Consider the following 26,631-nt stretch of genomic DNA (forward strand, 5'->3'; position numbering starts at 1 on the left):
TAAAGTTTCGACTAATTAATGAAGTGGGTCATTTTACTTGAATTCTTATTTTGGGTACTAAATTACCATATGTTTTCTGAAATGTACTATTTGGTACTGTTGGATACTGGTAATTTTGAATGATTTTAAAAAATATATCCTATCAAAAGAGCAATTGATCATATAGTATATGCCGTTTCTGATCTGGATTCAGCAGTACAGGAGTTTGAGAAAAAACTAGGAATACAGCCAATTTTTGGAGGGTATCATACTACTCAAGGAACTAAAAATTCATTGATTAATTTGGGCAATGAATGTTATCTCGAGTTATTGGCAGTTGATAGTAGGAATGCAAAAGCTAAACCTCCCAGATGGATGGGAGTAGACGTGTTGACCAAGGATAGAATAACAAGATTCGCTCTTAAATCTAATAGATTAGAAGCGGATAAAGAATTATTAAAAACCTACAATCCTCAGATGGGAATTGTGGCAAAAGGTTCTAGAGATATTACTGGTGAATCTAGATTAGCGTGGGAACTTACTATGCCACTCGCTACTCCGGAGGTTGATACGATTCCTTTTTTAATAGATTGGTCGAGTAGCCAACAACATCCATCTTTGTACTTACCAGATATGAAATGTTCGTTGATAAAACTATATGCAACACATCCAAATCCTGAAGAAATAAAAGTAGTCTATGATTCGCTAAATTGCCAGGTGCCAATTAAAAAACATAAAGAAATTAGTTTGAAAATGATTTTGGGTACTCCAAAGGGTGTGATAGAGCTATAAACAAAATAATATAAGACTAAAACAACATGAAAAAAACAACAACCTGGATTATTCTGTTATTCATTGTGGGAGCTTGTAAAAACTCATCAGAAACGCTACCTGTTATAGCAAAGGTAGAAGTGCCCAAAAAGCTATATACAGAGCAACATGAAAATGCAGATACTATTATTAGTGAGGCTATAGAAGCCCACGGTGGAGAATTATACGATAAAGCAGATTATACATTCGTGTTTAGAAAAAAAGAATATCGTTTTACAAATAATCATAGCAATTACACATATTCTGTAAAAAATGATGAAAAAACCTGTGATTTTATTGTCAATGGTAATTTTGAGAGATATGTTAATGAAGAGCCCGTAGCGCTTTCTGAAAAACGTCAGAGTAAATATGCCGAAGCTCTTAACTCTGTTATATATTTTGCAACCTTACCTCATAAGCTAAAAGATGCTGCCGTAAATAAAAAATATATACAATCGATCGATATCAAAGGATTAAATTATGATGTAATCAAAATCACTTTTGATCAGGAAGGAGGAGGTAAAGATCATGATGATGAATTTTATTATTGGATAAATAAGGAAACCAAGAAAATAGATTTTCTAGCTTATAACTATAAGGTTAATGGAGGAGGAGTACGTTTTAGAAGTGCATATAACAGAAGGGTCGTAGCTGGGATTACATTTCAGGACTATATTAATTGGAAAGCTTCTGTAGGGACTCCTTTAAAAGAATTACCGCTTTTGTACGAACAAGGTAAATTAAAAGAGCTGTCGCGTATTGTAACAGAAAAAGTAGTTAAAAAATAATTATACAACCAAATGATTAAAAATATTTTGATCGTAATTATTACGATTACGTCATTACCTGTACAGGCTCAGAAATTTGATAAGCTAGACAAAAGTCCTATGGATAGAGTATATTATCCAGAAAATGCAGCTAAGCGTACTTTTTTAAAAAAACCTGAAAAAAGGAAGGCTGCAGAACCAAAGATTCGAATAACTTATTCCAGACCAGCCAAAAAAGACAGGAAAGTATTTGGTAACCTTCTTAAATTCAATAAGCCTTGGCGGATTGGTGCAAATGAATCTACAGAAATCATTTTTATGACCGATATCCTTTTTGGAAATACATCCGTAAAAGCAGGTCGATATTCTCTTATTGCTATTCCCGAAGCTACAGAATGGACCCTTAAACTAAATACGGTTCTGGATGGCTGGGGAAATTATGGCTACGATCCCTCAAAAGACATAGCCAGTATCACGGTATCAACAGAAACGAACAAAAAAGTGATAGAACATTTGTCTATGGTTTTATATGAAAAAGATATAAATGTAGTTCACCCAAAAATTGGGTGGGATACGACCGTAGCAGAATTTCCGATTATATTAAAATAAATACATAAACTTATGATGCTTACAAACACGATCTTAGAAGAATTTATAGAAGAAATGGATACTACAATCCGTATATTCGAAGCTTTAACCGATGAAATGTTTGATTTTTCTCCTCATAAAAAATCAAAAACAGTAGAAGAGCTCGCTAATCATATGGTACTAATTCCTAGTTGGGTAGTTGCTATATTAGGATCGCCAATTTTAGATTGGGCACAATATACTCCTCCCGCACCTATTACAAACGTTAAAGATTTAATCAACACCTATAAAGAAAACATAGCGTCGGCAATCAAATCTTTTAACTATATCGTTGATAAAGATTTAACAATTGAATGGACTATGAAAAATGGAGATTTTACTTTTTTTACAGTTCCTAAATATGTTGCCATAAAAAAGCTTATAATAAATCATACAATTCATCATAGAGCACAAATGGGAGTTAATCTTAGATTAAATGATATCGATTTGCCTGCTAGTTATGTGTCTTCTGCAGATGAAAACTTATTCAGTTAATCAGGAAACAAAATGAACATCTTTGTTGTTAACAATAAAGATGTTCATTTTGTAATAAAACGTATATGCAATAGTAAAAAATGGCAGTATTAGAAGTTATAAAAATGGGGCATCCAACCTTACGAAAAAAATCAATGCCGATAGATGGTGAGTTATTATCATTAGAATTTCAGGGTTTTATAGATAATCTCGTTTATACGATGCGAGATCAAAATGGGGCAGGTATTGCTGCTCCTCAAGTAAATGTACTGAAAAGGATTTTCATTATGGAAATGAGGAATAATCCCCGTTACCCTGATAAGACTCCATTTCCTTTATATATTGTTATTAATCCAGAAATTGAACTTTTAGGTAATACCTTAGTAGATAGTTGGGAAGGCTGTTTGTCAATTCCCGGGATTAGAGGGAAATTAAAAAGACATAAAAGAATTGTTCTTAAGGGATTAAATCGAAAAGGAAAAGTTTTTGAAGAAGAACTTGATGGTTTTGCTGCTATCGTAGCACAGCATGAGCTTGATCATCTTAATGGCATCTTGCTAATTGATAGAATGAATTCTATGGAAACACTTACTTTTCAGGATGAATATGAAAAGTATTGGGTCTAATGCTAAAGTAAATTGTATGAAAATAAATTATAACAATAAAACGTTTAGGGTTGCTGGAGAAAATAAAGACGTTACTCATTTTAATTATTTCCAAAAAGGAGCAATTGTATGGGGAGAATATGAAGGAGGAGGGGTGACGAAAGGCACCTTGATTGCAAAAATAGATGAAGACGGAGTGTTGGATATGCACTACCATCATCTCAATGCTAGTCTGGAATTCAAACTAGGGAGATGTATTTCTACCCCAAAAATACTGGATGACGGAAGGATTGAACTTTTTGAGCAGTATGAATCTGTAAATACAGCAGAAGTTTCCAGAGGAGAAATTACTCTTGTCGAGGTGTTGTAAACCATGAGTTTTTATAACTATATACACGACATTTTAGAAAGTTCTTTTGACCTGGAAGAAGGGAATAAAATAGGGGAGTCCATAGGAGGTAGAGACATATCAGGATATAGAATAGGTCATGGGCCTAAAAAGATTAGTTTAATAGCAGGGAATCATGCAGATGAACCTGTAGGACCGTTACTTCTTAAAAAACTAGTTTCTTATTTAAGAAAAATAGAAGAGAGCCATCCATTATTAAAGAGATATACCTGGTATATTGTCCCACATACAAATCCTGATGGAGAACAGCATAATAAAAAATGGTATTCTTATCGAGATACAAAAACAGATCTTGCAAAATACCTGACCCATGTCCAGAGAGAACTACCAGGAGAAGATATTGAATTTGGTTTCCCTATTGATGGCAGTATTGAGTCATTAAGACCAGAAAATACGGTAGTGTACGATTTTTGGAAAACTGCAAATAGCTCATTTGATTTACATGGATCTCTACATGGGATGAGGGCAACATATGGTCCCTGGTTTTTAATCGATAAAAATTGGATAGATCGCACACTGCACCTTAGAGAAAAATGTACTTTACAAACTCAAAAATTAGGGTATCATCTGTATGATCTAGATCGTAATGGAGAAAAAGGTTTTAAACGTATTGCAGAAGGTTTTTGTACAAGACCAGACAGTCAGGAAATGAGAAAACATTTTCGACAGTTAGGTGATATTAATACGGCAAAGCAATTTCATGCAAGTTCTATGGAATCTATTCGCAGCCTTGGAGGAGATTGTTTGACATTGGTTACAGAAATGCCATTATTTATATTTCCCAAAGAAGCAAGAAAATTGAGCTGGCCTGATCCCTATTTGCAAAAATGGTCAGAACAATTCGCACAATGGAAATTAAAATTATCTCTACAACAAATAACTGCCGAAGAATGTAATCAGGAAGCTATAGAGATGGGAGTGATATCGATGCCCTGGAGAGATCAGATGTGTTTACAATGGCAACTCATTGTAGCAGGATTGGAGAGTTTGTGCTAAACAACGATTCGTCTATCTTTTTTTAATTGTTATGAAAGTGTAATACCATGTATTATTTGAATTTTCTTTTACATAAATTGAAATAATAAATGGTATGATTAAAAAAAAATAAAAAGAGCTGCCTAAAAATTTTAGACAGCTCTTTTTTGTAATCAATCAAACTTATATGCTAATCTAGCATAGCATCAATCTTTTTTCTTATACGATTTGTGATTAAAAAATTCGTATAAATTCATTGAATTATTTTTTCTTTATGCAAGGCAAAAAAATCAAGCATAGCTATAGCTACGGTTTATTTTTTAAACGAAGTAGAAAGGAAAAAGAAACGATGAATATGCGAAATTTTTAGTTATAAATCGTATTAATTGTGATTCTTGAGCTAAACCTGTTATTTTATCTACAACTTTAGCATCTTTAATAAAGAACAATGCTGGGATACTCCGTATTTGGAATTGAGCAGAAAGCTCACTGTTTTGATCTACATTTATTTTTCTGATTTCAATGTGATCTTTATACTCCACTGATAGTTTTTCTACGATCGGTAAAAGGGATTGACAGGGGCCACACCAATCTGCATAAAAATCTAATAACACCGGTTTATCCTGACTTAATACATCTGTAAATTCTTGAGTGTTTTCTATTGTTTTCATATTTTTTTATTGTTTACGAAACAGGTTCAAGAATATTAGAATCTTTAAATTCCCAATCTCCTCTTACCATTCTGGTTACATAACAGTTGTCACCTTCTTTGATTAGTAAATTGCGTTGTTCATCTGTGATATCGCCTTCGATGCTTATCGTTGACTCTATTGTAGTTTTAAAACTGCCGTCAGCTTGTCTTGATACTACCTGAGATAACTCAGCATTTACATCCTCTATTTTCCACCCTTTTCTTCTTGCAACGTTCCGAATGGTTGCTACTTTGCACATAGAAATACCTGCTAGTAAAAACTCTACAGGAGAGAAACCTAAATCTGTTCCTTTTGCTGGTATCGGTTCATCACCTACAACAGAATGTCTACCGTTACTAATTATAGATTGGTATCCTGTTGGGATGTTTTTTATCTTAATTTCTGTTGCCATAGAACTATCTTTTATTTTGATTTATTAATCTCGCTTACGATTTCTTTAGTCGTATATACGTGGCTGGCAATCATCTTAAAATTAACAACTGCAGCCTCATAAGCATTCATTCCGGGAAGAATAGCTCCCGCCGTTGCATCAGAAACGACCGCAACTCTAAAACCAGATTCTACAAGATCTCTCATATGTGATTCTGTACAAAGATTAGCAGACATTCCTGCTAATATTACATTATCAAATCCGTGTTTACGTAATTGCAGCGCGAGATCATTAGATTCTGGTCCATATACTTTATGGGGGTTTGTAACTACTACATTTTCTCCATCAATATATTTTTTATATTGATCCAACCAATCCGCTCCAGACCCCTCAAAACCGTCTGTCTTAAGCGTATGAGATCTGTCAAACATATTGATTTTGTGCATCAACGCTTCCAGAGCTCCTTCAATCTTCCAATTATGATCGTGCTTGTAGTAATAGTGCGGAGATACAAAAACTGTGATATTCTTTTTTTTTGCCACCTTAAAAAGGTCGTCTAGATTCTTTACAGTTCCATTTTTTGTTACGCTTTCTCCAACGACACCCCAGGTTACTCCATCAGGGCTTAAAAAATCATTTTGGGGGTCTGTGATCACAATAGCTGTACGTGAATCTACAGTAAATCCCGGATCGGGTAATTGAGCATATATATTTAAACTCGATACCAATACTACTAAAATTACTACTATTCTTTTCATCGTTTTGTTTTTTATGTGTTATACTTAATTTAACACTACAAAGATGTATCATAAAAGAAGGTAGTAGGTAGGTAACTATTCCTTAAGAGTTGGCAATTCTTCCTTAGCTATATTTTGTTTGAATTCTGAAGGAGAAACTCCTTCATGTTTTTTGAAAAACCTGCTAAAAGTCTGAATATCATCAAAACCAATTTCAAAAGCTATTTCTTTGATATGTAGGGTAGTATAGCGTAATAACCTTTTTGCTTCTAGCATAACCCTATCCTGAATATATTGTAGAGGTGTTTTGAAACCTATTTTAGAAAATATATTAGAAAGTGTTTTGGGTGATTTATACAATAGTTCCGCATATTGAGTAACCGTATGTTTTTGCTTAAAATGTTGCTCTACAAGAAAGTTGAACTCTCTGACAATATCCGAATCTGCTTTTTTATCAGGATAATTCTCTTGTGATTTATATACTCTGGCACATAAAATAAGATATCGTTTAAGCATCATTTGAAGCATCTCTATCTGGAGGCTGTCATCGGATTCCATTTCTATAGAAAACATTTTCCATAGTGTTTCGAACTTATCGATTTCTTCTTTAGGAATTTTGATAATAGGTAATTGTGAGGCTCCAAAAAATAAGATTCCTTTACAGCCCACTTCGGTATCATGATCAAGAATACAATAAAAAGGTCTATTAAACCTTAAAAACCTTATCTGTCCAATGTTTTTGGCAACCACACGATGAAATTCAGTTAAAAACACAATATTATCACGCTTAAAAAAACATTGCTTACCATCTATAATAAGTTCATTAGTATCTTCTGTAAACCAAAGAACAGTAAGACTACTTTCAATGCTTTCTTTTAAAACACTACAGCGAGTATGATCTATGACTTCTAACTGGAGGTATTCTTTTATGCTTCCTAGAAATTTCATTTGTTTTTAAAAATAGATATGTGCCAATACAACCTATTTTTTAATTAAGTAAAAAACAATTAGCACATTTTCTTATGCACCAAAGATATCGCTATTTTTTTAATCGTATTACATGTTATTGATTGTTAAAAAGTTGGCTTTCTATAATTGCATTTTCAAATAGGGACTATACCGTATATGCGATTTCGTTTCTCAAATGAAATTACCTGCTAAAATCATTTATTTTTGTTTCGCGTATCGAAATAAAAAGCATCGATAGCGCTGCTATCTATGAATTTTCTCTCTCATCTGAATTAAAAAAAATTGATTCAGTTTATGGTGATTTCATCCAAGAACTGATATTAGTTCAATGTGTTCATAAAAGCGCGATTTTTTTTAATACTGGCATCTCCTTCTTCTTCTAGTGCAAAATGTCCTGTGTCATAGATGTTATAATCAATGTTTTTAAAATCTTTTTTAAAAGTTTTTGCTCCAGACTCCGGAAAAATTAAATGGCTTAGAGCTTGTTTAAAAACCTTACTTCTTGAAAACAAATATTTTAAGAACCGTGAGCTTACTTCAAATAATTAAAATATCTCGATATTCTCATCATTTGAAGTGTCCTCAGAACCTCAAACTATTGATTTTCAATTTGTATTCTTTTTAAACATACTCTTAACTAACAATGAATTTCTAACAATTAAGAGGATTTTTAAAACCGATTTCTGGAGATTTGATATAGCTGTATTTAAGTTCAAGAAAAAAAACTTGGCATATGGGTTATTTCCAATAAGATGGAATGAGAACAAAAAACAAATTATCCGTTTTAAAACAGAACCTGCTAATTTTGGAGATTATCCTTTTAGATGTAATTTTTTAAAGACATATGGAGGGTCAACTCAATTATTGAATCGACTAAATTCAACATCCAAGGCTGAAATTTTAGGATGCCATATCATAAGGTTCTGAAGTATTTATATGTCTTGAAAAGCGTATTTGCCCCCAAAGTAAAATTTTACCTGGTCTTATAACTCCTTTTGACTTTGAATTAACTGAAATCGATACAGAAGAGATCATAAGTTCCGGATGACCATCCGGTAAAAAAATTATGCTCAGGTTCTAGATTTTTAAAATAATAAATACTGTTGAAAAATCTATTGTATAGAAATGGGTATTTTGTATTCTTTAATATTCACGTTTAATTCATTGAATGTGGTAACTATTACTATAGACGTTTTTTTTGATTAGATGGTTGTCTCATTCGTAGATTGAGTTTAAACATTTTGTAATAACCAAGCGTAGTAAATCGGATACTTTTCTCTGTAGTAAGTTAAATGATTTTCAGAACCTTGGAGATTGTAATTTTCACTACTTGATTTATAGTGTTCTTCTACTTCTTATAATGGAATTTTGGATCTTCTCAATACTCGTTTCATAATGTTGAAATTTTAGTTAAACAATATTTGAGCAGTACCCAAACGGAAGCTAAAATCTCTGCCCAAAAGGAAACGGAATAAATAAATAAATGAAAGATGATGTGTTGTCTTTACACTGTAGTTTTTTGATGGAAATATTTTACGAGTTTAAATTGCGGGCAGAGAGACTCGAACTCTCACACCTCTGGACACTAGATCCTAAGTCTACTAATTTTTTAATTTCTACTAATTTACAAAAACTAAAATTTTTGAGGTTACTTACAATACTATAATGTTGAACCTTAGTAATTGATACCATAACTTTTACAATCAACTTTCTAATGTCGTAATTGTGATAGCATGTCTATTTTGTATAACCTTTCTGTCGGAAATCTTTAAGGATTTGCCGGACTTTTACTAACCCCGATGCGGCGTTCTACTGTAATTTTGAGTTATTAAAATCAATAAGTTAGAAAAGCAGTATTATGGTTGATGTTGTATTAAGCGTTTTGAAAGATAAACTTAATGAATATTTTAAAAATGTAGTTGGTACTACAGAATCTAATATAATAGAGTTTATTAGTACCACTAATAATGACCCCGTTTCCTTTACGAATGATAAAATCACGCCATTTTTAATTAATATTTCTGAGGATAGAAAATTCAGAAATGCTGATCAATTTTCGGGCATTGTAAGAAACGGAATCAGAACACAAGGCAATCCCGAAATAAGAATAGAGCTTTTGATTCTTTTTGTGTCTAAGTTTAGTAAATATGATCAGGCACTTAAATTTTTATCCCATGTAATCAAGTTTTTTCAGGTCAATAGGGTTTTTAATCCACTTAATTCCCCACAACTTTCTGAAGAAAGTATAGAGAAATTGGTTGTAGAACTAGTTTCACTTCCCTTAGAAGAACAGAATCAAGTATGGCATTCTTTAAATACCTCCTATTTACCCTCTGTATTGTATAGAGTTCGTTTATTATCATTTATCGATGAACAAAGTATAGAGTTTGTTGGAACTCCACTGCAAGAGATCAATCTGGCAGTTGTCGAAAAATATCCTCTTCCAGAAACCCTGGATCCTGAGGAGGAGGAGGAAGAAAATAATATAATTAACCAAGCATAAGAAATAGCTGATAAAGCTGAGATAAAAACAAGATCATGAAGTATCAAGAATTCTTTTCTATTACGATAGGACACTCCTATTTTTCAGGAGCAGCAGCCGATTTGGTACTCATTCCGGTATTAGAAACAGAGCAGCTTTTAAAAAAACGAGGATTGCTTCTTAAAAAAACGGTCAGAGGAATACGTTGCCTTGTTGGAATTGATAAAGAAAACAAGGGTTTTTCCGAAAAGATCCAGAATGATGTATTTGCTTTTTATGTTTTTCCTACTTCGGATACGGTTCGGGAATTCACGGATATGTCTGAGGTAAAAGAAGGTGAAATGATGTTTTTTACCAATGAAAAATTACGTAAAAATCAACTTGAGTTAGTTGCTAGCGAAATTGAACAGGAAGGGGCTTATCAGAGATTTCCTGCGCTAGCAAAAGTAGAAATTAAAGGAAGTGAAATGAATTCAGAAGGCGTTGGTACGTTATTTACATACCAGGTTCAGTTTGCTGCTAAGGCTATAAAATGGAAGTATTATTTTATTTCTAATTCTGAAGATCCAATTATAACATTAGAATCTAGAGACGAGCAAATCAGTTTTAATGAAATTATCATTGACGAAAATAGCACAGATCAGATTGTCACTTCCATACGATTAAATTTCCCCAACACCCAAATAAAGGCTTTTGAGTCTAAAGATTTGGTTCCTCATAGCAATAAACCTATAAAAAATATCAAACTGATCAAAAATGGAGATGTGCTTATTAACCATTTATCTAATCCCAAAAAAGAACAAAACGGTATTCAAATAATCAAAATTAAGTAAGAAAAAGTATCTCGAAGAAATCATATGGATTTTTAGAAATGCCAATTATAAACATTTAAAATTTTTAAAATATGTCTAGATTTTTAACACCAGATGTGTACACTGAGGAGGTACCTCTATTACCACAATCTGTAGCAGAAGTTTCCACTGCAGTGCCAGCTTTTATTGGATATACTGAGAAAACCGAAAAAAACGGTGAAAGTATCAAAAACGTGGTCTATAGAATATCCACATTGTTGGAATTCAAAGAGGCTTTTGGAGGTGCTCAGCCAGCATCTTTTAGGGTCAATGTAAATGAAGAAGTTATAGAAAATGTTGAGGTCACAGCTCCACAACATACTTTATATCATGCAATAGATTTATATTTTAAAAATGGAGGAGGAGATTGTTATGTAATATCTGTAGGAAGTTATCAAGACGAACCTAACAAAACATCTTTTTTAGAAGGTTTAGAAGTATTGAGTAAAGAAGATGAACCTACCTTAATTATGTTAGGTGAAGCCGCTCGATTAGATGCTGTTGATTATCATGAGGTATGCCAAATGGCTTTAAATCAGTGCCAGGAATTAAAAGATAGGTTTTGCATTTTTGATATCCAAAATGAGAATGAAGGAGTTGCATCTTTTAGAAATGGAATAGGTACAAATAATCTAAAGTATGGAGCGGCATATACACCGTATTTGCAAACGTCACTTACGTACAAATATCAAGAAGAGAGTGTTATCATTTCTGGTTCTTCAGGACAAGAAACCATTCAGTTAAAGGTTGAAGAAGCTATCAAAATAGTATACAATGGATCTGCGCAGGATGAACCAAAAGCAACGATTAACAAAGGATCAGCTGGGACACCCTCTTTTAATAATACTGGAACCACTTTAACGATTACTAATGTAGGAGAAGGTATATCAGCCAACGCGGTGGTAGATGCCTGGAATTCATTCGATGATAAAGGTGATTTTGACATTGTTGTATTAGATGGAACAGCCACTGTAGAGTCCTTTACAGGAAGTCGTAATCTGACAACAACTGGTGGAGATGGAGCGTCTTTAAGATTATCTGATATTAAAGAGTCTCAATCCGAATTATACAATAGAGTAGTAAATGAAGTATCAAAACAACGGATCATCTTACCTCCTAGTGCAGCAGTAGCAGGTGCCTATGCAACTACGGATAGAGAAAGAGGCGTATGGAAAGCACCGGCAAATGTAAGTCTAAATGGGGTAATAGCACCTGTAAAGAAGATAACGTCCAAAGATCAGGAACGATTGAATGTAGATTCTGATAATGGTAAATCTATCAATGCCATACGCGGTTTTGTAGGTAAAGGAACCTTAATATGGGGTGCTCGTACGCTGGACGGCAATGATAACGAATGGCGATATGTACCCGTAAGAAGATTGTTCAATATGATCGAGGAATCTACCAAAAAAGCATCTCAGTTTGCTGTTTTCGAATCCAATGATGCGGTAACTTGGTTAAAAGTAAAAGCAATGATCGAAAGCTTTTTATACGGAATATGGCAGCAAGGTGGTCTGGCAGGAGCCACAGAAGAACAAGCTTATTTTGTAAATATCGGATTAGGCAAAACCATGACACAAGAAGATATTCTCAATGGAAGAATGATCGCGGAAATAGGACTTGCCGCAGTACGTCCTGCAGAGTTTATCATACTGAAATTCTCTCATAAACTACAAGAAGCATAATTAGTGTAGAAAATTAATGAACAAGTAAAAAGTAAAATAATGGCTTTAACTAAAGAACAAATAAAGACAGATTACCCTTTAGTAACTTATAATTATAGGGTAGATATCAATGGAGTATCTATAAGTTTTTCAGAGGTATCAGGTTTAGAATTATCCTTTGAAACACATACCTATAAAGAAAGCTTCGCTACAGGAGGAAAAGTAGGACCGAATATTATGTATATGCCTGGGCAGATTCAACCTGTAAACATATCTATGAAGAAAGGATTGGTAAAAGGAAAGAGCATTCCTGTCTTTTATGATTGGATCAATGATATACAATTGAATCAGGTAGATAAAAGAGATATCGTAGTTCATCTTTTAGATGAGACGGGTAGTACCGTAGTGAGCTGGAAAGTTATCGATGCTTTTCCAACCAAATTAACAGCTCCTTCTTTTGATGCAAGCTCTAATGATGTAGCTATAGAATCTATGGATTTAATGGCGTTTAGAGTGACCATGGAAGAAGCATAGTAGGTAAGTAAACTATGCAAGTCCTATTCTAGGAAATAAAACCAGAATTATAAGTCAATATAAAATCAAAAAACCAAAGTATTGTGGCAATTGATAAACAGAAAATTAGCGAAACCTATCCGTTACCGGTGTACAATTACCAGGTAACCATTAACGGAGTAGAAATCATGTCGTTCTCAGAGATTTCAGGTTTAGAAATTGATCATGATCATGTATTGTATCGACATGGTTTTAGTTGGGCAGTCGGTGATCATTTGATCCGTGGACAAAGAAAGCCTATTAATATTTCTTTAAAAAGAGGGTTGATTAAACGTCGAAGTGATTTATATGATTGGATTAAATCTGGAGAAAAGAAAGACATTAGAATAGAACTCTGTGATGAAGCTGGGATGGGCATCGTAGTTTGGGAGGTTTCCCGAGCATTACCTTTCAAATTAGATGCTCCATCGTTTAGCGCTAGCACCAGTGAAGTAGCGATAGAGAGTCTCGATTTAATAGCTCATGATTTACGAGTAAAATACAATTAAAGAGTTACCATATGTTAGATGTTTTAAGAGCAATCAATTTTGCAGATAAAGAGCCTACATTATCACACAGATTTGGAGTGTTCTTTCTATCAGGAGGTGTTATTCCTAATCCAATAGATCTCAGATTTCAAAAAGTTAGCGGTATCAGTACCGAAGTACAATTGGATACGATAAATGAAGGTGGACAAAACCTGCATGCACATCGTGTACCCAAAAAGATTAACTATAACAATTTGGTACTGGAACGAGGTTTTGTAGCCAGTAGTTTGGCCGATGGTTTAGATAGTTTTAGTCTACCAGGTTTTGGTCAGATGCGCTCTCCTCTCATTTCTGAATTCAATGCGACATTTTCATTTTTTAAGTTTAATCCTTCTAATGTACTAGTCACATTATTTAACGAAAATGGGATTCCGATAGGAGGATGGTTATTTCTAAAAGCATATCCAGTAAAATGGTCCGTATCTGATTTGGATGCACAATCTAATTCTGTGGCTATCGATACAATGGAGTTGGCATATACACGATTTCAAATTTTAAGATTATAAAAATGGCAGTAGAGATCAAAGAAATTGTCATTCGAGCAATCATATCAGATGCTTCACAGACAGATGAAGGTAGCCCATCTTTGGATACCAGCAAAGAACAATGTGATGTGGTACAAGAATGCGTGCATCAAGTACTAAAAATATTGAAAAAGAAAAACCATAGATAGATCATGGCATTATTAAGTGAATTAAGTTTTAAACTACAAAAGCTTACCATTTTTTCTTTTGATAATGAAGAAAGAACCGTTGGTAAGAAGAAATTAGAGGTGATGTTTAATCCCGAATCCGTTAGACGAAGTTTTATAAATAAGTTTACCGATAAGGCGAGTAATCCTCAGAATAAGAGCGATGCTAAGTTTATGCACAGCGGTTCATCTACGGTGAGTATGAGTCTAATTTTTGATGGAACCGATGTAGATCAATATGGGGCAGAGATAGCGCTTAGATTGTTAAGAGGAACCCAAAAAAGTGTTGCAGAAAGAATAGATAATTTTCGAAAAGACATTACAGAAATAAAAGGTAAAATTCATGAACCACGCTATCTAGTTCTTAGTTGGGGAAAAACATTAAAGTTTAATTGTAGACTTTCTAGCTTAGATATTAATTACACATTGTTCGAAAGAAATGGAGATCCTTTACGAGCCGAGCTCAATGTATCCTTCATTGGGGATGATACGCCCAAAGCGCAATTAGCTAAGTTGAATTTACAATCTCCTGATCTTACGCATTATCGTATGGTAAAATCAGGTGATCAATTACCATTGATGTGTCAAGAAATATATGGCTCTCCGATGTATTATCCATTAGTAGCAAGTGCAAATAAACTAACGGATTTTAGAAATCTAATACCAGGTCAAGAAATTTACTTTCCACCAATAGAAAAATAAAAGATGTCATCAACTGTAGTAACAAGTACGATTAAAAGCAACGGCAAGATCCTGCCATTAGGATCGTATGAATTATTGTCGATAGATACGAGCAAAGAGTTTAACAAAATACCTTTGGCCGAACTTAAATTATCTGATGGTTGTGTAGCAAATCAAAAGTTTACCACCTTAGAAAGCGATGCTTTTATACCAGGAGCTGTGATTGAAATCTTTTTGCGGTACGAAGGAAATAATACAAACGAGACGAAGGTTTTTGAAGGTATCGTGATCAATCAGGAAATCGAACGCTCACAATACCAATCAGTACTTACGATAGAGCTTTGCGATCCGTCTATAAAAATGACCACTTTACGAAAAAACAAAGTGTTTCAGAATAAAACGGATAGCAAACTTATAAAAGATATTATCAGCACCTACAGGGATTTAAAAGCTAAGAATATTGAAAATACTCCTTTGGCACATCCACAGATGGTACAGTACTATGTTTCGGATTGGGATTTTATAGTATCAAGGGCAGAAGCGAATGGACAATTAGTACAAGTTGATAATGGAGAGGTTTCTGTTTTTATGCCACAAATTGGTAGTACAGATCATACCCTAACCTTTGGGATAGATCTGGCTCATTTTGATCTAAAAATTAGTAGTCGTCATCAATATGAGAAAGTACATTCGTTTGGTTTGGATACAAAAAAGGATCAATTAGAATTAAGTGTTCCCAAAAAAGGCAAAGAGCAAATATTAACTAGTATTGATTACAAAACCTCACAATTGTCAGATGCAGTTGGTACTAAAGAAACAAACTTGGTTCATGCTGTACCTACAGATCCATTAGAATTACAATCTTGGTCAGATGCACAACTTGTAAAATCAAGACTGTCTCTGGTACAAGGAACCATTAGGATTAATGGAAATGGAAAAGTAAAAGTAGGTCAGACCCTGAAAATAGAAAATGTAAGTCGATTTAATGGAGAACATATCATTACTGGAGTTCGACATGGATTTGTAATGGGTTCAGGATGGTATACTTACTTGCAGATTGGAATGGATGCCAATTGGTTTAGTTCGCAATCTGATATTATAGACACAAAAGCTGCTGGTTTATTACCGGGTATAAATGGATTACAAGTAGGAACAGTGTTGGGACATATAGAGGATTCGAAGCAGGGATTCCGAATTAAAGTACATATACCAGCTTTTGATCAAGAAGCTAAAACTGCCGAAGTATTAGCTATGTATACCACATTAGATGCTGGAGTAGATCATGGAATTTTCTTTCCTCCGGAAAAAGGAGATCGTGTAGTGATTGGTTTTTTAAACGATGATCCCAGACAAGCAGTTGTTTTAGGGGCAATGCATAGCCACAAAGCACCACATACCGAAAAGAAAAAAAACTCATACAAAGGGATTTTTACCAAGTCTAATTATCAATTGCTTTTTGATGAGGAAAAAGAAACGGTAACGCTATCTACAGCAGATAAGGACCAGTCCAATGAGCAGTTATTAGCAATCAATCAGAAGGAAAAAACAATCAAACTAGAAGATGCTCATGGTAATAGTATTCTGATGGACAAAGATGGTATTAAAATTATAAGCGCTAAGGATTTTTCAATAGAAGCTGCAGGAGACTTTGATATCAATGCTAAAGGAAAAGTAAAAGTAAAAGGAAAAAAAGTGGATTTAATATAAGTGCTATGAATAATAAATTTTTAGGAAGCGGATGGTCATTTCCTCCTGCTTTTGCAGTTGGAGGTGCTGAGGTGATACTTACTTCAGGAGAAGAAGATATCAAACAAAGTCTTCAGATTTTGTTATCAACATCACTGAAGGAACGGATAATGCATCCTGATTTTGGGTGTGATCTCACGCAATTTTTGTTTGAAGAATTGGATCACAAATTTGCCAATGAGTTAAGTGGTATCGTATCTCGTGCCGTATTGTTATACGAACCAAGAATCGAAGTGAATAATGTTTTGATAACAGATATAGATCCCGAAAATGGCGTAGTGCATATCAATGTAGATTATATGGTAAGAGCAACAAATAACCGATTTAATCTCATCTATCCATTCTATATCAATGAAGCCTCTAGTGTGGCATTTGACTTATAATAAAATCGATGATTATTTAAACTAAATGAGAAATGGATCTAATAGTGATAGATGGAGATACGGTTAATTTTTTACCAACTTTTGGAAGTGCGGTGGTTAGTGTACAACCAGGTAAGATAACCGCATCTGGAAAAACGACTGTCAAAGGAAAAAAAGTATGTGTAGCAGGAGACGAATCCAAAGTGGAAGTTAAAAATTGTTCTTATGTAGCACCTCCATTTGTAATTCCTGGTCAAGGAACATTAACCATTAAAAAATTAGGTTCAGATCAATTAACAACCAAAAGTAAAAGTGGAAACAAGAGCATGATCATAAAGGGGAGCATTTTTATAGCAGAGTTTAAGGTTACTTCTCCAGCAAAACAACCACCTCCAGCAAATACACCAGATCCTTTACCAATGTATCCTGGACAAGGAAAACTAGTTCCCTCAAATGCAAAAATTAAAGCTACTTAAAATCTAAATAACCTAAAGTTGTAAAAAGAGATGAATACTATTCAAAATATAGATAATATACTTCTTAGAGATGGAACCAGTCAGAACGATCGCAATTCGGATGCGCTACGCACTAATTATGTGGCTATCGAAGGACGTAGTTTAGAAGAGTTGATTGAAGAAGCACAACGGTTAGCCAAAGAACTTCAGTTTTTTGATGAACAAAATAGACCTACGGGTACTTGGGAATCATTTCTTATAGATGATCCGAATATATTTAATCAAAATTCGTTAGAAGAAAGAAAAATACAACAAAAATACTGGGCAAAAGAACTAGCTGCATATGTTGAAAACCCAGAATTGTTTTACAATAACACCGAAAAAAAGGCGAAATTATCAAAGCCTCATGTAGTGTTGTTCATTACCTTTCTTAAACTAATGAATCACGTAAAGTCTAAAATGAATGGACTTACCGAAAAGCATTTGGATTTTTACTATAGAAAGTATCTACAATTAGACCCAAAACAGGCAGTACCAGATGTGGTGAATGTACTTTTAGAATTAGAAGAGAATACTGAATATCTCGAAGTACAAAAAGGAACCATATTACAGGCAGGAGAAGATGTTGAAGGAAATGAATTACAGTATGTTACGAATGAAGATGCGGTGATTAGCAAAGCTCAAATAACACAATTAAAAAGTGTATTTGTCTCCAAGGATGTATTAACAGTCCGAAACGTACATCAGGAGAGAGGAAAGACTAAAGATGCTGCATTTGTAGATATGATAGAAATGGCATTAGGGCATCCGAATCCTGGAGATGCACTCCCAGATTTTCCAGAAGAATCACAAATAGAAGATGTTTTTCAATTACATGAAGCTGTAAAAAATGAGAATTCCAACGCAATTACCTATGTAAAGGAAGTGTTGTTTTTAGAAAGAGATGAGTTTGACCGCATTTTTTTAAAGCATCAACAAGACAAAGAAGGTATTCCTATAGATTGGGAAGCTGAGTACGAGTTATTAGAAAAGGCATATGAACGAAAAATTATTCACCAGAGACAACAAAGTTTAAAAGAATTAGATCTCACTAATGGATTTGATACCATGCTAAAGAAGGTGTATGGGAATCCAAATCCAGGAGATTCTTTGCCTTTATACAATGGAGAAACAGCATCTTTAGAAAAAGTACTTGAAGATTTACAAGGCTCAAATGAAAACTCTGAGCAAGCATTAGAATATGTGGAAGTAGAATTATTGTTAAGAAAACAAGATTTTATCCATCTCATGAAAACCAATAGTGATAGTACTATTTCCGAAGAAGATAAAAATAAAGTATATCGTATTTTAGAATTTTCAGAACGTCAGCTGCGTTCTGTGGGAATTCCTTCTCCAGAAACAGAACAATTATCAGATATTTATGATACTTCCAATGCTAAAGATTATCTTTTTAGTCAGTATGATGAAGAAGAAGAAAGTAAAAGATTCAAAACCTTTGGAGATAGACTAGCTGCAATAGAAGATCATTCTTTAAAACCATCAGAGATTGGATTTGCGATTAGTTCTCCAACCCTATTGCTCAAAGATGGAAAACGTACTATTGACCTATTATTAGATCTAAATCTGAGCAACCAAAAAATAGAAGATTTACGAGCTGTTTTTGATAAAAACGTTCCTTTCCAAACCTATCTAAGTAGCGCAGAACAATGGTTTACGCCAGATGAGGTGCACTATTCTTTAGGGAATTATGTAGGTAGTCCATCTGAGAACAATCTAAATGTTGAAATAAAAGATCAAACCATTACACGATTAGATACGACTAATTTTAATGTTACTGATATAGGAAATTACATCGTAGATACCACTCAAAAAATTTATGAAATTGTAGCTTTTAAAGATGTAAAAATCGTAGAAGTTAAAGAGGTTGGCATAATAGAAACACCTGTAGAGAATGTTCAGAAATACAATAAGGATCAGGTATATCTAAATGCTCTGAGAATCCAAATTCAGCTTCAGGATAATGATTTGCCAATTATTTCATTTCCATCTTCGTCATCCTTTATAGAATCCGATCATCCTGTTATAGTCTGTACATTAAATTCTTCAATAGAAGGGCAAGATGATCAAAATCGTTTGGTAAGTAGCTACCAGCACTTAATAGACGTAACATTACAAAAGGTACATATTCGAGTAGATGTTCAGGAGATGCAGCATAGTATCATTGAGAATGATGAAGGAACAATCGATACCAACAAACCATTTGAACCTTTTGGCTTTCAACCTGAAATAGGAACTAGTTTTTACATCGCCAATGACGAAATATCACAGAAACGATTGCAAGATGTACAGTTACATTTAGAATGGATCAAACAGCCCACATCTTTTGTGGATTATTACAAAAATTATTGGCTTATTCAGGCAGATCATACCGAGGAAGAACTCGCTGCACTAAACGAAGAACAATTGACCGAACTGATAGATCAAAAGTTAGGTTTTGATGCTGCTATCATTGAGAACGACCATGATTTTAAGGCGGATGTCTTTTTACATGATCGCAATGCGGAATTATTACTTTCTACCAAGGTTGAAGATGAGCAAGGCAATGAAGTAACAGAAGGATTTCCTCTTTTTAATAACGACAATAGTATATCCATAGATGATATTCCTACAAGGATAAAAAATACTAGTCCGGATTATCAATATAAAGAACGTTTTGGAATACAGACAGACGAAGAAGAAGCATTACTTTGGGATCGCTATTTTAGAATAGAATTAACTCCAACAAACTTTCAGCATGTAGTATTCAACACCTTATCTGTTAAGCAAGCAATATCAGAGAAGGTAGATATTAAAAACTTAAAGATTAATCCACCATATCAGCCTAAGCTTAAAAAACTAGGAATTTCATATACGTCATGTGATACTATTCTAGCAAAAACAGCGGTGTATAGTACGAATAAGATATTTCATATACATCCTTTTGGGTATGATGATATAACTCCTGGAGAAGAAAGTACGCTAATTCCTGCGTATAAGGATGAAGGCTCATTATATCTGGGAATCGCTGAAGCGAACACACCACAGATTCTTTCGGTATTGTTTCAAATGGCAGAAGGTAGTGCGGATCCAGAAGTAGAAAAACCAGTAGTACAATGGAGTTATCTTGTTGACAATCAATGGGTAGAATTAAAGCCGTCTAATCTGCTACAGGATGGTACGAATGGATTACTGAATACAGGGATCGTAAAAATTAGGATACCAGAAGATGCTACCCAAGGCGGTACGTTAATGCCATCGCATTTACATTGGATTAAGATAAGTGCGTTTAAAAATATTGAAGGAGTATCTGACACTATTGATATTCGGAGTCAGGTGATTAGTGCTACACTAGCTAGTGAAACAGTAGCGCCAGTACATTTTGAAAATCCATTGCCAGTAGATACGATTACCGAAGAACTCAATCAAATACCTGAAGTAGCAAAAATTACGCAACCTTTTACATCTGGTAAAGGGAAACCGGTAGAAAAGGGAGATGCCTTATATAAAAGAATCAGTGAACGTTTAAGACACAAAAACAGAGCGTTGACGATGTGGGATTATGAACATATGATATTACATCAGTTCCCAGAGATCTATAAGACGAAATGTCTTCCGGCTTCGGATCGTATCGGTGGCGTAGATGTGATTGTAGTTCCAGATATTAAAGGAAAATTACCATTTAATCCTTTTGCTCCAAAAGTAGCAGCAGATACACTTCTTAAGATCAATTCGTATCTAGAAAATCTGGCTCCGACCTATGCAGAGATATCAGTTTCGAACCCTTCTTATTTACAAGTTTCTACAGAATGTGTTGTAAAATTTTATCCTGGATATGATGAAGTTTTTTATAAAGGAAAGCTAATAGAAGAAATCAAAAGATTCATGTCTCCGTGGGCATATGGAGAGGATAACGAAATTCAAATCGGAGGATCACTCCATGCTAGTCTGATTATCAACTTCATTGCAGAACGTCCTTATATCGATTATGTAGCAAACCTAAAATTATTTCAAAGCGAAGACGGTAAGACGTTTACCGATGTACGAAGTCTGAATGACGGCAAATCTATCGTAACGCCCTCGCAACCCGACATGATTATGGTAGCTGCCCAAATACACGAAGTCTATGTAGTTAACGAAAATGGATTCGAAGAAGACAGCTTTGAAGGAATTAATTATATGGAAATAAGCAAAGACTTTATTGTGAAATAAAATCTTAAAACTAAAGTAATAAATACAGTCTTATGGAAATCAATAAAAGAAATAGAACAGAACTCAAGGAATATTTTAAGATTAATGATAAACCTACTCAAGAAGAGTTTTCAGATTTTATAGAAGCTAGTATTAATCAAGCAGAAGACGGGATCGCGAAAGTACAAGGTAATCCGTTGTCTATACAAGCAGAAGGAGAGCGAATAGGTATACAAGAGATTGTAGATCTCTATGAAAATTTCGCGGATGATAATCCACAATGGTCTATTAATTTAAATCCAAGAGTAAATGCTGAAGAACCATTGAGTAATCAATCTGGATTAAATATCAAAGACGTAACAGGACAGAGTCGTTTGTTTATCAAATCTGGAGAAGGTACTGTCGGAATTGGGACAATAGAACCGTTAGCACCCCTTACGGTAAAAGGAAATACAACTTCTGATAAACCTGTCGGGGCAATGCAAATTTCTGAAGATACCATCCTATTTGGAGGCAATAATACGAATGAGCATAAAGATTCCGCAAAGATTGAAGTAGGCGCTACCACCTTAAGATTATTTGGAAAATCAACAAATAGCGATCCTGCTACCAGAAAAGTAGAGATTATTGCCGATGGCGGAACTCATATTCAAGGAGCGGTATCGGTGCAAGGCGATATGACGGTAAAAAAATTGAAGGCAGAGAATATTTCTACGAATACAGATTTGGATAAAGAAGGTGCTAGCCATGATAGGATTCCTACCCAAATGGCAGTAAAAAGCTATGTGGATACACGAATGCCAAAAGGAGTAATTGTTATGTGGTCCGGAAATATTAGTAGTATTCCTGTAGGATGGGTATTGTGTGATGGACAGCAAGGTACTCCCAACTTATCAGGGAGGTTTATTGTAGGATTTGACAAAGGAAATTCACAATATCAGATTGGACAAACAGGAGGTGAAGAAGAAGTAAGTCTAACCACTGGTCAATTACCAGCGCATAGTCATTCTGGTACTACCAAAGATTCAGGAAATCACATACATGATATAACACATCCGGCTTCAGGAAACGATAGTGGTAGTGGATTAAAAACAATTACTATGGATGGAGAAACACACGGAGCACTAAATACTAAAACCAAGTCAGCTGGTAATCACAATCACGATTTCGACACAAATAAAACAGGAGGGAATCAACCTCATGAAAATCGTCCACCTTATTTTGCATTGGCATATATCATGAAATTATAATCCAGTAATAAAAAGACAGCAGCTAGTATTGAAGAATTAACATCCTAAAAAAATTAGAAGAAGTGGAAATCAACAAGAAAAACAGAACGGAACTTAAAGGATTTTTTAAGATTAATGACAAGCCTACACAAGAGGAGTTTGCAGATTTTATAGAAGCCGGATTAAATCAGGCAGAAGACGGTATTGCTAAGGTACAGGGTAATCCCTTATCTGTACAAGCAGAAGGAGAGGCTGTAGGTACCCAGGAGGTGCTGGATATATATGAAAACTTAAGTGATGATAATCCGCAATGGTCAATTAACCTAAACCCAAGAGTAAATTCTGATGCGCCCAATAGCAATCAACCAGGTTTTAATATCAAAGATATAACTGGACAAAGTAGACTGTTTATTAAATCAGGAGAAGGAAATGTTGGTGTAGGAACCATAGAACCAACGGCCAAACTTACAGTTGAGGGAAAAGATACAACTCCATTAATTTCTATAACCGATACTACTAATACCCCTACTACTATTTTTAAGGTTTCTAAAAAAGAAGGAGTTGCTGTAAAAGGTACTTTGCAAGTAGAAGGAGAATTGAAAGCATCTAATATTTCGGACAACGAAGAACTAGATAATACAGCAACTTCTCATGATAAACTTGCCACACAAAAAGCGGTAAAGACGTATGTAGATACACGTTTGCCTAAAGGATTGATTTCTATGTGGTCTGGACAAGATATCCCAAAAGGTTGGGTATTATGTGATGGAAGCAATAATACACCAGATTTATCCGGAAGATTTATTGTAGGAATGGAAAAGAACAACCCAGAATACCAAATTGGGAAAAAAGGAGGAGCAAATGAAGTAGCTCTTACTCAAGCACAGATGCCAAGTCATACTCATTTGGATAATGGTCATTCACACGGAGTAAATGATCCTGGTCATAACCATAATCATGGAAATTTTAATGGATTAGTAAGATTTACTGGTAAGGATACCACCGATACAATGGATAATAATCCTGGTGCTGGTAAAGAGTTTGCCCTAAATAATTTTGGAACAATTCAGAAGAATAAAACAGGTGTTTCTATTAAAACTGCCAAAGCAAATTTACAATCAACAGGAGGCAATAAAGCTCATGAAAACCGCCCTCCATATTTTGTACTAGCATACATCATGAAATTGTAATCATTTCAAAAGCCACATTAATAGATATATATCATTTTGGAGAATACGAACAACAATTACCTTTTACAATGACAGATACAATCACCATACCTAAAGAAGTACCACAAGACAGTGCGTTGAGCTATGAATTCCTAAGAGCAGAAGGAATGCAACTGATCCAAAAAATGGCGGGAGATACCTGGACTGATCATAATATCCATGATCCTGGTATTACGATTTTAGAGCAAGTATGTTATGCAGTCACTGATCTGGCATATCGAATGGAATTTGATATCCAGGATTTGATAGGGAATGACCATAAGAGTTTGTACAGTCCAGCGACCATATTGACTACCAACCCGGTGACCCTTATGGATATTCGTAAGATGGTAATTGATATAGAAGGAGTTAAAAATGCGTGGGTAGAAAAAGTAATTCCAAAAAATGCAAATGAACTTGAACCTAGTATTCCCAAAGGATTGTTTCGTGTATTTATAGAAAAAGATGGATTATTTGATATTCCAGGAAGTAAGATCATTCCTGCTGTCCGCGAAAAACTAAATAGCTGTCGTTCTATTTGTGAAGATTTTGAAGAAATCAAGCTATTAGATACGCAAGGGGTAAGATTACAAGGTGTTATCGAAATTGCTGATAACGTAGACGATATCCATGAGCTAGTGGCCAATATGTTACATCGTGTAGGGACTCATTTTTCGCCACGTATTCCTTTTTACACCTTGCAACAACAACTAGAAAAAGGTAAAACAACGGATGAAATTTTTGATGGCCCACGATTACATCATGGTTTTATGGAAGATCAGGATATCGCCAAAGCCTATCGTAAAGAGGAAATCCAAACCTCGGATGTGATTAAAGAAATTATGGATCAACCGGGTATTTTGGTTATCGATAAACTGGCACTTGCTACAGGAACGAATACGATAAAAAATTGGCTCTTACCATTAGATACTTCCAAAACACCTATTCTGGATGTTGATGGCACCCTATCGCAATTATCTTTTACGTCTAAAGGGCTTACTGTAAGTGTTGACATAGAACGAATCAAACAATTATATAACAAAAAAAGAACAGAGGAAGTATCCAGATTAGGATCATTAATAGAAAAAGATATCATTTTGCCTACATCTGATGCACTATCATTAGATCAATATTATCCGATTCAGAATCAATTTCCGATGAATTATGGTATTGGAGAAATAGGAGTGCCAGATTCTGCTTCAGCTACCAGAAAAGCGCAAGCAAAACAATTAAGTGGATATTTACTGTTTTTTGAGCAAACCCTCGCTAATTATTTTTCGCAGTTAGCGAGTTTCAAAAAACTAATGAGTTTTGATGGAGATGATACTAGAACCTATTGGAATCAATCTCTGTTGGAATGTGTTCCTGGAGTATCAGAAGTGATTGGTAATAAAGAAAACTATGAGGCATACCTTAGCGAAATGACCGACGATGCTAATGCCGGATTATTACGAAAAAATAAGTTTCAAAACCATTTGTTGGCACGATTTGCAGAGAAATTTACAGGCTATGGTATGGTATTAAAAGATCTTACGGATAATGAGTCTAGTACGGATAAAAAGTTAATCAAGGATAAAGCCCGATTTCTTAAAGAATATCCTGTGGTGAGTGCCTGTAGAGCAAAGGCGTATGATACCACAAAAGACTTTTGGGATACTCGAAACATTTCGGGATTAGAAAAGCGAATTGCATTAAAAATAGGAATCGAGGACTATAGTCGTAGAAACTTAGGTGATGACAATACTGCTGGAATGCATATGGTAGAACATATCTTGTTACGACCTAGAAAAAAATATCCTTATTCGTTTACCGCGGCGTATATTCCATTACAAATCGAAAGATTCGAAGTCGCCATCACAGAAGAATTTACACGATGCATCGCCAAAGATCATACCTTAGAACCTGGAGAAGAAATACGCATCACAGGCAATACACAATTCGAAGGGACGTATATAGTATTAGCAATCGGAGAGGATTTTTTTGAAATTGAAGCGCCTTTTCAAGAACCCGAAACCGGAGGTTTATTTCAGCGTACACCCGATATTCGATATTACCTACAATCTGCTAGTATAGATAGTATTGAAACATCTTCTACAGCATCAGATCATATATTTTGCAAAACAGGAACACATTCGTTACGAGCAGGAGATAAGATAGAAATTACCGGAACCAAAAATTATAATGGGGAACATAGCATAGTTTCCATATCTGAAGATGGGTTCGAAATCGCAGTGCCTTTTATAGAAGAAGAAACCACCGGAAGATGGATGTCGACTGCGGATCCAAAAGATCCGTATTCATTACAACTAACTTTCGCACTGCCAGCATGGATAGCGCAATATCAGGATGAAGATTTTAAGAAATTTATTGCATTAACGATACGCGAGGAGACCCCAGCACATATCAAGACCAATATCCAATGGTTAGAGCAAGAAGAAATGCAACGATTTGACTATGCATATCATCGTTTTCTGGAAGAAATCAACAATGGATAAGTAGC

At 34.6% G+C, this 26,631-nt stretch carries 27 protein-coding genes; 22 read left to right on the forward strand and 5 right to left on the reverse strand.

Annotated features, from left to right (window positions below; genetic code table 11):
• Nucleotides 1-162 precede the first annotated feature (162 nt).
• From F0000_RS13140 to F0000_RS13170, 7 genes are all read left to right on the forward strand, one after another.
• Complete coding sequence (locus F0000_RS13140) at nucleotides 163-771, forward strand: VOC family protein (protein WP_255452731.1); 609 nt, start codon at nucleotides 163-165, stop codon at nucleotides 769-771.
• A gap of 26 nt (nucleotides 772-797) precedes the next feature.
• Nucleotides 798-1,577 carry a DUF6503 family protein gene (locus tag F0000_RS13145; RefSeq protein ID WP_149625185.1) on the forward strand — a complete coding sequence of 260 codons (780 nt, stop codon included), beginning with the start codon at nucleotides 798-800 and terminating at the stop codon, nucleotides 1,575-1,577.
• A gap of 12 nt (nucleotides 1,578-1,589) precedes the next feature.
• Nucleotides 1,590-2,165, forward strand: coding sequence for a DUF2911 domain-containing protein (locus F0000_RS13150; protein ID WP_149625186.1), 576 nt, complete (start codon nucleotides 1,590-1,592; stop codon nucleotides 2,163-2,165).
• A gap of 12 nt (nucleotides 2,166-2,177) precedes the next feature.
• On the forward strand, nucleotides 2,178-2,678 hold the full coding sequence (locus F0000_RS13155; RefSeq protein WP_149625187.1) for a DinB family protein: 501 nt from the start codon (nucleotides 2,178-2,180) through the stop codon (nucleotides 2,676-2,678).
• An 80-nt stretch (nucleotides 2,679-2,758) separates the two neighbouring features.
• Nucleotides 2,759-3,283 carry a peptide deformylase gene (def, locus tag F0000_RS13160; protein WP_149625188.1) on the forward strand — a complete coding sequence of 175 codons (525 nt, stop codon included), beginning with the start codon at nucleotides 2,759-2,761 and terminating at the stop codon, nucleotides 3,281-3,283.
• 16 nt (nucleotides 3,284-3,299) lie between these two features.
• A complete protein-coding gene (locus F0000_RS13165; RefSeq protein WP_149625189.1) occupies nucleotides 3,300-3,632 on the forward strand; it encodes a hypothetical protein in 333 nt (110 codons plus the stop codon).
• 3 nt (nucleotides 3,633-3,635) lie between these two features.
• Nucleotides 3,636-4,667: a M14 family zinc carboxypeptidase gene (locus tag F0000_RS13170; RefSeq protein ID WP_149625190.1), complete on the forward strand. Its 1,032-nt coding sequence runs from the start codon at nucleotides 3,636-3,638 to the stop codon at nucleotides 4,665-4,667.
• A 299-nt stretch (nucleotides 4,668-4,966) separates the two neighbouring features.
• Here F0000_RS13170 and trxA read toward each other — a convergent pair whose 3' ends face one another.
• The 5 genes from trxA to F0000_RS13195 all read right to left on the reverse strand — a co-directional run bounded on the left by trxA (nucleotide 4,967) and on the right by F0000_RS13195 (nucleotide 7,947).
• Nucleotides 4,967-5,317: a thioredoxin gene (trxA, locus tag F0000_RS13175; RefSeq protein ID WP_149625191.1), complete on the reverse strand. Its 351-nt coding sequence runs from the start codon at nucleotides 5,315-5,317 to the stop codon at nucleotides 4,967-4,969.
• 13 nt (nucleotides 5,318-5,330) lie between these two features.
• Complete coding sequence (locus tag F0000_RS13180) at nucleotides 5,331-5,750, reverse strand: OsmC family protein (protein WP_149625192.1); 420 nt, start codon at nucleotides 5,748-5,750, stop codon at nucleotides 5,331-5,333.
• Nucleotides 5,751-5,761: 11 nt separating this feature from the next.
• Nucleotides 5,762-6,487 carry a cysteine hydrolase gene (locus F0000_RS13185; RefSeq protein ID WP_149625193.1) on the reverse strand — a complete coding sequence of 242 codons (726 nt, stop codon included), beginning with the start codon at nucleotides 6,485-6,487 and terminating at the stop codon, nucleotides 5,762-5,764.
• A gap of 75 nt (nucleotides 6,488-6,562) precedes the next feature.
• Nucleotides 6,563-7,414, reverse strand: coding sequence for a helix-turn-helix transcriptional regulator (locus F0000_RS13190; protein WP_149625194.1), 852 nt, complete (start codon nucleotides 7,412-7,414; stop codon nucleotides 6,563-6,565).
• Between the two features lie 341 nt (nucleotides 7,415-7,755).
• Nucleotides 7,756-7,947, reverse strand: a complete 192-nt coding sequence (locus F0000_RS13195) for a hypothetical protein (protein ID WP_255452724.1) — start codon at nucleotides 7,945-7,947, stop codon at nucleotides 7,756-7,758.
• A 1,346-nt stretch (nucleotides 7,948-9,293) separates the two neighbouring features.
• On the opposite strand from F0000_RS13195, the gene F0000_RS13200 reads away from it, so the two are divergent.
• From F0000_RS13200 to F0000_RS13265, 15 genes are all read left to right on the forward strand, one after another.
• Nucleotides 9,294-9,938 carry a DUF4255 domain-containing protein gene (locus F0000_RS13200; RefSeq protein WP_149625195.1) on the forward strand — a complete coding sequence of 215 codons (645 nt, stop codon included), beginning with the start codon at nucleotides 9,294-9,296 and terminating at the stop codon, nucleotides 9,936-9,938.
• A gap of 35 nt (nucleotides 9,939-9,973) precedes the next feature.
• Nucleotides 9,974-10,750, forward strand: a complete 777-nt coding sequence (locus F0000_RS13205; RefSeq protein WP_149625196.1) for a hypothetical protein — start codon at nucleotides 9,974-9,976, stop codon at nucleotides 10,748-10,750.
• Between the two features lie 71 nt (nucleotides 10,751-10,821).
• Complete coding sequence (locus F0000_RS13210; RefSeq protein ID WP_149625197.1) at nucleotides 10,822-12,453, forward strand: phage tail sheath C-terminal domain-containing protein; 1,632 nt, start codon at nucleotides 10,822-10,824, stop codon at nucleotides 12,451-12,453.
• Nucleotides 12,454-12,492: 39 nt separating this feature from the next.
• Nucleotides 12,493-12,966 carry a phage tail protein gene (locus F0000_RS13215; protein WP_149625198.1) on the forward strand — a complete coding sequence of 158 codons (474 nt, stop codon included), beginning with the start codon at nucleotides 12,493-12,495 and terminating at the stop codon, nucleotides 12,964-12,966.
• Between the two features lie 83 nt (nucleotides 12,967-13,049).
• Nucleotides 13,050-13,493 carry a phage tail protein gene (locus F0000_RS13220; RefSeq protein WP_188112119.1) on the forward strand — a complete coding sequence of 148 codons (444 nt, stop codon included), beginning with the start codon at nucleotides 13,050-13,052 and terminating at the stop codon, nucleotides 13,491-13,493.
• An 11-nt stretch (nucleotides 13,494-13,504) separates the two neighbouring features.
• Nucleotides 13,505-14,038, forward strand: a complete 534-nt coding sequence (locus F0000_RS13225) for a phage tail protein (RefSeq protein ID WP_149625200.1) — start codon at nucleotides 13,505-13,507, stop codon at nucleotides 14,036-14,038.
• Nucleotides 14,039-14,040: 2 nt separating this feature from the next.
• The gene (locus F0000_RS27755) at nucleotides 14,041-14,205 is read left to right on the forward strand and encodes a DUF5908 family protein (protein ID WP_188112120.1); all 165 of its coding nucleotides are present in this window, start codon (nucleotides 14,041-14,043) and stop codon (nucleotides 14,203-14,205) included.
• Between the two features lie 3 nt (nucleotides 14,206-14,208).
• Nucleotides 14,209-14,925: a hypothetical protein gene (locus F0000_RS13230; protein ID WP_149625201.1), complete on the forward strand. Its 717-nt coding sequence runs from the start codon at nucleotides 14,209-14,211 to the stop codon at nucleotides 14,923-14,925.
• Nucleotides 14,926-14,928: 3 nt separating this feature from the next.
• Entirely contained in the window at nucleotides 14,929-16,611 is a 1,683-nt protein-coding gene (vgrG, locus tag F0000_RS13235; RefSeq protein ID WP_149625202.1) for a type VI secretion system tip protein VgrG, read from the forward strand.
• Nucleotides 16,612-16,616: 5 nt separating this feature from the next.
• Nucleotides 16,617-17,033: a GPW/gp25 family protein gene (locus F0000_RS13240; RefSeq protein ID WP_149625203.1), complete on the forward strand. Its 417-nt coding sequence runs from the start codon at nucleotides 16,617-16,619 to the stop codon at nucleotides 17,031-17,033.
• Between the two features lie 32 nt (nucleotides 17,034-17,065).
• On the forward strand, nucleotides 17,066-17,488 hold the full coding sequence (locus F0000_RS13245; protein WP_149625204.1) for a hypothetical protein: 423 nt from the start codon (nucleotides 17,066-17,068) through the stop codon (nucleotides 17,486-17,488).
• 30 nt (nucleotides 17,489-17,518) lie between these two features.
• Complete coding sequence (locus tag F0000_RS13250; protein WP_149625205.1) at nucleotides 17,519-21,715, forward strand: baseplate J/gp47 family protein; 4,197 nt, start codon at nucleotides 17,519-17,521, stop codon at nucleotides 21,713-21,715.
• 32 nt (nucleotides 21,716-21,747) lie between these two features.
• Entirely contained in the window at nucleotides 21,748-22,944 is a 1,197-nt protein-coding gene (locus F0000_RS13255; protein ID WP_149625206.1) for a hypothetical protein, read from the forward strand.
• Nucleotides 22,945-23,006: 62 nt separating this feature from the next.
• Nucleotides 23,007-24,113 (forward strand): hypothetical protein, encoded by a 1,107-nt coding sequence (locus tag F0000_RS13260; protein WP_149625207.1) that lies wholly within the window; start codon nucleotides 23,007-23,009, stop codon nucleotides 24,111-24,113.
• Between the two features lie 68 nt (nucleotides 24,114-24,181).
• Nucleotides 24,182-26,626, forward strand: a complete 2,445-nt coding sequence (locus F0000_RS13265) for a hypothetical protein (protein WP_149625208.1) — start codon at nucleotides 24,182-24,184, stop codon at nucleotides 26,624-26,626.
• Nucleotides 26,627-26,631: the final 5 nt, after the last annotated feature.

This window comes from Aquimarina sp. RZ0 (genome assembly GCF_008370685.1).
GTDB lineage: Bacteria > Bacteroidota > Bacteroidia > Flavobacteriales > Flavobacteriaceae > Aquimarina.

Bases quoted from the DNA above. Each gene is read 5' to 3' on its own strand.
- trxA (WP_149625191.1), bottom strand. From the start codon at position 5,317: ATGAAAACAATAGAAAACACTCAAGAATTTACAGATGTATTAAGTCAG.
- F0000_RS13200 (WP_149625195.1), top strand. From the start codon at position 9,294: ATGGTTGATGTTGTATTAAGCGTTTTGAAAGATAAACTTAATGAATAT.
- F0000_RS13225 (WP_149625200.1), top strand. From the start codon at position 13,505: ATGTTAGATGTTTTAAGAGCAATCAATTTTGCAGATAAAGAGCCTACA.
- F0000_RS13255 (WP_149625206.1), top strand. From the start codon at position 21,748: ATGGAAATCAATAAAAGAAATAGAACAGAACTCAAGGAATATTTTAAG.
- F0000_RS13180 (WP_149625192.1), bottom strand. From the start codon at position 5,750: ATGGCAACAGAAATTAAGATAAAAAACATCCCAACAGGATACCAATCT.
- F0000_RS13150 (WP_149625186.1), top strand. From the start codon at position 1,590: ATGATTAAAAATATTTTGATCGTAATTATTACGATTACGTCATTACCT.
- F0000_RS13245 (WP_149625204.1), top strand. From the start codon at position 17,066: ATGGATCTAATAGTGATAGATGGAGATACGGTTAATTTTTTACCAACT.
- F0000_RS13205 (WP_149625196.1), top strand. From the start codon at position 9,974: ATGAAGTATCAAGAATTCTTTTCTATTACGATAGGACACTCCTATTTT.
- vgrG (WP_149625202.1), top strand. From the start codon at position 14,929: ATGTCATCAACTGTAGTAACAAGTACGATTAAAAGCAACGGCAAGATC.
- F0000_RS13145 (WP_149625185.1), top strand. From the start codon at position 798: ATGAAAAAAACAACAACCTGGATTATTCTGTTATTCATTGTGGGAGCT.
- F0000_RS13265 (WP_149625208.1), top strand. From the start codon at position 24,182: ATGACAGATACAATCACCATACCTAAAGAAGTACCACAAGACAGTGCG.
- def (WP_149625188.1), top strand. From the start codon at position 2,759: ATGGCAGTATTAGAAGTTATAAAAATGGGGCATCCAACCTTACGAAAA.
- F0000_RS13170 (WP_149625190.1), top strand. From the start codon at position 3,636: ATGAGTTTTTATAACTATATACACGACATTTTAGAAAGTTCTTTTGAC.
- F0000_RS13215 (WP_149625198.1), top strand. From the start codon at position 12,493: ATGGCTTTAACTAAAGAACAAATAAAGACAGATTACCCTTTAGTAACT.
- F0000_RS13190 (WP_149625194.1), bottom strand. From the start codon at position 7,414: ATGAAATTTCTAGGAAGCATAAAAGAATACCTCCAGTTAGAAGTCATA.
- F0000_RS13155 (WP_149625187.1), top strand. From the start codon at position 2,178: ATGATGCTTACAAACACGATCTTAGAAGAATTTATAGAAGAAATGGAT.
- F0000_RS13210 (WP_149625197.1), top strand. From the start codon at position 10,822: ATGTCTAGATTTTTAACACCAGATGTGTACACTGAGGAGGTACCTCTA.
- F0000_RS13185 (WP_149625193.1), bottom strand. From the start codon at position 6,487: ATGAAAAGAATAGTAGTAATTTTAGTAGTATTGGTATCGAGTTTAAAT.
- F0000_RS27755 (WP_188112120.1), top strand. From the start codon at position 14,041: ATGGCAGTAGAGATCAAAGAAATTGTCATTCGAGCAATCATATCAGAT.
- F0000_RS13165 (WP_149625189.1), top strand. From the start codon at position 3,300: ATGAAAATAAATTATAACAATAAAACGTTTAGGGTTGCTGGAGAAAAT.
- F0000_RS13230 (WP_149625201.1), top strand. From the start codon at position 14,209: ATGGCATTATTAAGTGAATTAAGTTTTAAACTACAAAAGCTTACCATT.
- F0000_RS13250 (WP_149625205.1), top strand. From the start codon at position 17,519: ATGAATACTATTCAAAATATAGATAATATACTTCTTAGAGATGGAACC.
- F0000_RS13240 (WP_149625203.1), top strand. From the start codon at position 16,617: ATGAATAATAAATTTTTAGGAAGCGGATGGTCATTTCCTCCTGCTTTT.